Annotated in this window: 3 protein-coding genes; all 3 read right to left on the reverse strand. The window is 40.4% G+C overall.

The genetic code is table 11. From position 1 onward, the window contains the following. A partial coding sequence (locus VB694_RS25025; RefSeq protein WP_323363031.1) for a calcium-binding protein occupies positions 1–844 on the reverse strand: 844 nt, incomplete at its 3' end. Between the two features lie 219 nt (positions 845–1,063). After that, entirely contained in the window at positions 1,064–2,062 is a 999-nt protein-coding gene (locus VB694_RS25030; protein ID WP_323363032.1) for a hypothetical protein, read from the reverse strand. 184 nt (positions 2,063–2,246) lie between these two features. Continuing rightward, positions 2,247–6,923 (reverse strand): S8 family serine peptidase, encoded by a 4,677-nt coding sequence (locus VB694_RS25035; protein ID WP_323363033.1) that lies wholly within the window; start codon positions 6,921–6,923, stop codon positions 2,247–2,249. Between the last annotated feature and the right edge of the window lie 260 nt (positions 6,924–7,183).

Here is a 7,183-nt window from a genome sequence, read left to right on the forward strand (position 1 = left end):
AAGAGTTGTTATAGCGGGCAGTAATGACGGCATTACTGAGAGAATCATCACTGATTATAGTTAAGAGTGTTTGATAGTCAGCAATACCAACAGTTCTGAGGTCAATTTTGTCTTGTCCTTGGACAAAATCAGTGACTACATCTAAGTCTTGGGCAAAACTAGAACCATTGAAATATTCAAAGACAAATGTATCTAGTCCTGTTCCACCTGTGAGACTATCAGAACCCAAACCCCCAAATAATTGATCATTTCCACCCAGACCAGACAGTGTATCATTACCGGCGAAACCTTGAATGACATCATCTCCCGATGTTCCCGTAATATTGTCATTACCTGATGTTCCTGTAAAATTCTGCTGCTCTACCTGAATAACTTGGCCATTTACGGTAATTGTGGCTAAATCATCTTCTGCTTGTAAAGCTTCTAAGGTTGAAGCATCCAGACTATTACCCAGTACCAACTCAGCAAAAATTGCCCCTTCATCACCAGCACTGTCCAAGGTATTAATTTGAGCATCTACAAAATGCCCAATTTCCTCTAATAAAACTCTACTAATATCTGCTGATGTGGCGTTAGCAACAAAAGTATTTGACAGATAAATCTTATTCGCGCTACTTGCATAAGCGCCGTTAGCAGTTCCCAGAACGCTACTATCAAGAATTTCAATTTGCGGAAGTTGACTAAAATCACCTGCTTGCCACTGTAAGCGCAGAATTTCCGCGACACTGTGGTTGTATTGCGTACCAAAAGCAGTATCTACAACCTGCCAGAAGATATTTAAACCAGAAAAGGCGCTCAGTTTGTTATATGTCAGCGTCAGGGCATCGTTGAGTAAAGTATTCATGAAATCATGCTTGTAAAGGTTTTACACATCTTAGCCCGATTTAATTTTTACAAGCAATTAGTATTATTGTTGGAAACAGTAATATTTTTGATACAGATCCTACGGATAGCGGTTAGAAACCGCGTCTACACAGAAAAAACCCACCTACGTGGGTTTCAAACCCTTCATTGTATCCCTAACGGTAGCCGTAGGCTCTATTTCATTCGCCAAGACAGTTAATTATTTTGATGTTGCCAATTCTAAACCCTGTTGAAAATCTTCTAAAGAATTAACTACAACTGCCAGTTTCAACATTTCATCCAAAATAGATATATCAGAAACCTGAGCTAGAGATAGTGTGATATCTGAAGAAACCCTACCCAGTCGAGTTTGCAAAACAGTTTTGACATTATCACGAGCTTTTTGTAACGCACCAATTTCTTTACCAATCTCTTTACCAATTTCTTTACCAATCTCTTTACCGCGTTCTATCGCCATTTGTTCTGTAGGACTGATTAAAGGCATTTTTCTTTCCTCCTCAAAACTGTTAATTTTACTCACTAACTTTTGCTGCAATTGCTGAGATAAAGTCATCATTGTGTCAATGATTTTAAACAGTTTAACAATTTGTTCTTTAGTTAAGCCTCGCTCATAAAGTCCGCGAATTAATATCCATTTCCATTGCTCCCGTTCTGATAAATTACCAGTGGTTGCTTTAGTTTTCAAATGCGCCATTACTATGATAGCAAAGGGATTGTCATTAGCTTCTAATTCATCCCACTTTGATTCATAGTCAAGCAGTTTAGCAATGGGAAATTTAAGGCTAACTTCACACCCACCAAGGGAATAACCATAAGCACTAGGTCGCCATTTATTACTTTCATCACCTAATACTGCCAGACTAACTACTGGTTTGTGATACAAATCAAAGGAACGGTAATTATAAATATACATCCGTTGCCCAAAATCTACTTCATATTGACTTTGAACCTCAACATGAATCAATATCCAAACTTCTCGTTTGTCAAGCAACCAAACTTGATATAGTTTATCAGCAATCCGTTTTTCTGTTTCTGATGAAGCCGTAATCTCTTGTAATTCTTTATCAAGAGAGCGTGGTGTTTTTGTCCAATCAATTAATTGGTGGACTTGAGGAAAAAAGAAAATTAAGAAACTTTCAAAATACTCATTTAATGCTTCTTTCCACGATTCATCATAATTGGCAGTTACTTCTTTCATGATAAAAGTTCTTAATTCCATAAGTAGGAGTTTAGCTCATGCTTTACCCCTACACATCTGGGTTTTTCATTGTCTAGTAGGGTGGCCACCTTGATTTACCTGACGCAGAGGAGGATACTTACGTGGACAGGTTTCCCCACTTAAGCAAACTGTCCATCACGCAAAGACGCAAAGAGAGGAAGGACTAAGCAACCAAACTGAAATTACTACTACTGAGAGTGATATCAGGATTACCTAAATAAGCAAATTCAAACACTGCTGCTGCACCCAAAACATTCCCATTTTGGTTATAGAACAAACTACCAGTATTTTGACTAAAGACAATGCGAGCATTACTAGCATCTACCAAGTCATCATCAGCAACTACCGCAAAGTCAGTGAAAATCTCTCCTGGATTGTTAATAACAGCGTTGAAAGTATTTTTACTGAGCAGTATCTGGTCTTGTCCCACTTCAAACTCGCTGATGTAATCAACACCTAAGCTGGTAGCAAAAACTCCATCACCTTGAAACAAATATTGATCTTTGCCAATATTCCCGGTAACAATATCATCTCCTAAACCTCCCCAGAGAAGATCGTCACCACCTCCACCAGTGAGGATATCATCACCTGCTTCTCCTATCAAAATGTCATTTCCTCCTAACCCTTGTAATCTGTCATTGCCATCACCACCATTTAAAGTGTTACTGAGTGTATTACCCGTGAGACGGTCATTAGCTGTGCCACCAGTGGCATTTTCAATCACGTTGTTAGCGGAAAGAATCAGTTTGAGATTACTATTGACAGTCTGCGTAGTAATCGTATTCAGATTTACCTTGATAGGACTGGTAGTACCCCTAAAATCGAGGGTATCAATACCGCCCGTTGCTGTTTCTGTAATCTTGTCAGTTCCTAAAGGAGTATTGGCAACAAAAACATAAGTATCATTACCATTCAGACCTGCAAGAGTATTATTAGCACTATTACCTGTCAAGACATTATTGCCAGCGTTACCAGTACCGTTGATAGCAGATGTTCTGGTGAGAGTCAGATTTTCAACGTTAGTGGGCAGAGTAGTCGTAACAGAGGCAGTGAGGGTATCGGTAATAGTTGTGGTAGCGGTGGTTTTATTCCCCAAACTCGCATTAATGGGAGATGTCAGTGTTAGGGTAAAGGTTTCATCGGCTTCATTGATGGCATCATTAAGAATGGGGATAATGATATTTTGAGTTTTTACCCCTGGTTTGAAAGTTAAAGTTCCTGTTTTGCTGATGTAGTCTAACCCCGCTATAGCAGTACCGTCAGCAGTAGCATACTGCACAGTAATAGGTTGGGTGCTGGTGTTGGAAAGAGCAACTTTATAGATCAGATTTTGTCGGCTAGTTCTACCTTCTACTATCGTTTGGTCAGCACTCAGACTGATGGTAGTAAATGGTGCAACATCATCATTAATAATAGTTCCCGTTACCTCTGTTGTTGTCCCAATGGTATAACCTTTGCCAGCAGCTAGGGTTAAAGCCACGGTTTCATCACTTTCAATGATGGTATCTGCTTTGGGGTCAATGGTTACTTTTGCTGTACTGCTTCCAGCCGCAAAGGTGATAGTTCCAGTTGTAGCTGTGAAACTGGCTGCACCTATTTGGGTATAGTCTGTGTTGAAAGTGGCCGTTCCACCTACACCATATTTAACGGTAAGGGCTTTGGTTGTACTACCAGTGCGGGTAAATGTGTAAACTATGCGGTTTTGACCATCTTCAGTAACTGTGATGGGATCAACATCGAGGGTGATGAAATTACCCAGTAACTTGGGAGAGATGACAACATCTGCAAAGGTAATAGCAGCACTCTTGATGAAACTCTCTTCTCCTGTGACGGCAAAATCAAAAGCAGCACCATCCAAAATATGTCCGGCGGGAAGACCAGCTTTAAAGGCGGCTATCTTAGCGGCATTTACGGTGGCTAGAGGTAAATCTTCTAACCCGATGTATTGTTTAGGAAAGTCAGGGTTAGAGAATGTCTGTGTACCAAAAAGGGATTCCTGCTGACTAATCCGCCAACTATCTGCCCATTGGGTATGGATTTGCTGAACGGTGGGATTAGGACTTAAGAGAGTGCCATTGCGGAGGGTAAATTCATTAGAAATGTCACCATCTCCATTGCCCAAAAGCCCTTGAACAAAAGTGGTTCGGTAATCTGCTGGATCAACATAGATATTGATATGATTGCCATTGTCATAGGCAGTGACTCGATCATCATCTGAAGTATTGAGATTTCCATCTAGTCCTGCCCAAATAAGGGTATAAATATCACCCTGGCGCTCGATTTTACTCGTGTTTAAAATTTGACTTTGACCACTAACTAAAGTCAGGCTATTTCCGTCAATTGTAATTTTCTTATCAGTCGCATTATCTATGTCAAACACTACTTTATAACCATCTATGTTGGTTGCAAAAGCTGTGTTGACAGAAGTACCTGCGATCGCCGGATAAATTTCTTGACGGGTTTGAATTTGCCAATCATCTACAGTAGATTCAATGAAAATGAACTCCCCAACTGCTTGAAAGTCATAAGCTTTGCCATCAAAAGTAATTAAATGCACATCTCCCCAGCCGTGTCCGTTACCAAATTGAGGCACAGAGGAGAAAAAGATCGAAAAATCTTGAGCAGTATAACCAGAGGCTAAAGAACCCCCCACATAAACCGTATAATTACCAGCGCCAATGCCTTCAGTAGTAGCGTTAAAAACAACTTGTTCTATGTTATCTCGATGATTCGCCGTAGTTTTTACTGCTGATGAAGAAGGACTACCAGGATTGAGTGTCCAGGGATAATAGGTATTGCCCAGAGAATCTTTTAAATAAAGGTCTAGGTCATTAACTAACACCGAAGCTGAGTTATCAATGGTAGCATTATTGACTCCTCTTACTGGTAAAGTCACAGGGGCTGGATCTGTCCAAATCAAGGTTATTTTAACGTTGCCGCCACTAGAATTGACTTTACCGAGATTTTTTGGGCTACCGACAAAAGTATCTTCTGCTAATAAAGAGCGATTACTGGTATAAGGATTCTTTAAATCATTGAGGAAAATAGCCGCACTTTGACCATTCATCAATCCCCAACCAAAGGTATAATCAGGTCCAACATTGCCTAAATCAGTAGCCGTGTGGATGGCTAATCCTTTCATGGTGGCGCTGGAAGGCTTGGCAATATTGATGAATCGCGGTTTAGTGGAAGTATTGGTGATATTAGGAACGTTTTCATACTCAGGGTCATTCAAGGCATCTAGATTCTTATGATGCTGATACAACAGCGCCATTGTTCCCGTTACATTGGGGGTAGCCATGGATGTGCCACTATAAGTAGTATAAGCAGTATTGTTTGTAGCGATAGATGAATAGAGATTATCTCCATTAGCCACAAGATCAACTTTGACTCGCCCATCATCTGTCATTCCCCAACTGGAGAAAGGTAACATTGCTCCGCCAGTGGCAATCGTATTACTACCAGTCCAAGTTGTATCACTAATAGCACCAATCACTAGAGAGTTTTTCGCAGTCTGGACTTCAGGTAAGGAATCGTAACCTGCACCTGCATTACCATCTTGTGGCGGTGCGGCCAAACCACTACTACCAGGATCGATTAAGTAATAACCAGCAGTTCCTACAGCGGGAGGGGATAAGTAAGCAACGTATTTTGTCCCATTAGCACCAGTAAAATTATCATCGCGATCATTGCCAGCTGCCCACACACTCAGTAAGGCTTTGTTGTTATAGAGAACATTGTCTAGTGCTTGAGTTTGACTGCTATAAAGTCCAAAATCTGGGTCTTCCAGAGAAAATTTTGATCTATCATCTTGCCAAAAATCGGTGGGAATGCCACCTACTATCACTAAACCACTCCATCCAGTCAGAAAACCATAAGAATGATTAGATAGTTGGATTAAATTTGCATCACTGTTTAACTCGGTTAAGTCATTAGTCCAGTCACGTGAACGGATAAGAACTTGTTCCGCCATACCCTGTGCCGCAGAGACTACACCAGTTGCGCCTATAGTTCCCCCAACATGGGTAGCGTGATTGGATGCTGTCCCTGCATCAACAACTGTCACACGACCTGTTAATTCTTGGTGGGTACTCCGAACCGGACCTTCATCCCACACTCCTACTGTAATGCCAGCACCTGTTAAATTTAGCCCTAATCCCCCTCCCGTCCACAGTGTATTTGCTCTGGTGCTAATAGCAGCATTTTGATTAAAAGGGACGTTAATTTTTAATTGAGACGGATCTGGACCTGTGGCAATTAGTGTTAATCCTGGTCCTGCTTGAATTGGGGTTGTGAGGACTTTCAAGCCTAAACTGGCTAAATCCCAAGTACGTGGAGAAACAGGGCTATTCTGCTCTACTTCAATATTTTCTCCGTTTACCGCAATTGTCGCGTGGTCATTCTCTGTTCGCAAATCCTGTAAGGTTGCATTATCCAAACTGTAACCCTGTATTAAGTCTGCAAAAATTTTTCCTTCATCTCCAGCACTATCTGTCAGATTAATTTGAGCATCCACAAAATGCCCAATTTCTTCTAACAAAACTGCACTAATTTCTGCTGGTGTGGCGGTTGCAACAAAGGTATCTAATAAATAAATCTTATTGGTGCTGATCGCATAAGCCCCGTTAGCATTGCCAAGTATGTCACTACTAATAAGCTCAATTTCGGGAAGTTGACTAAAATCACTAGATTCCCATTGTAAACGCAGGATTTCCGCTATACTCCGGTTGTATTGTGTGCTAAAAGCTGTATTAAAAACCTGCCAGAAGTTATTTGAGTTAGAAAAATCGCAGAGTTGGTTATAAGTCAGGGAAAGTACGGAATTAAGTAAAGGGTTCATAAATTTTAAATGAAGTTTTTATGATTTTTATCCATCTTAACCCTGACAATTTTGATATTTTATTGATTGTGAAGAATATTTAACAATTTGTTCCCGTAAATTTACTCAGCTATACTAACCAGCGACTTAACTTGAACAAGATTTACCAAATTTAATCCAATCCCGATACTTAAAAATAATAGCCCTAATATAGCAATACCGTTTGGTTAAGGATTTTTGTAGGTTGGGTTAAGCGACAGCGCAACCCAACAAATGCTTTT

Origin of the sequence: Anabaena sp. UHCC 0451, from assembly GCF_034931405.1 — a bacterium.
Classification (GTDB): domain Bacteria; phylum Cyanobacteriota; class Cyanobacteriia; order Cyanobacteriales; family Nostocaceae; genus RDYJ01.

What these genes read in the sequence shown, in the direction of transcription:
- VB694_RS25030 (WP_323363032.1), bottom strand. Translation starts at nt 2,062, where the DNA reads ATGAAAGAAGTAACTGCCAATTATGATGAATCGTGGAAAGAAGCATTA.
- VB694_RS25035 (WP_323363033.1), bottom strand. Translation starts at nt 6,923, where the DNA reads ATGAACCCTTTACTTAATTCCGTACTTTCCCTGACTTATAACCAACTC.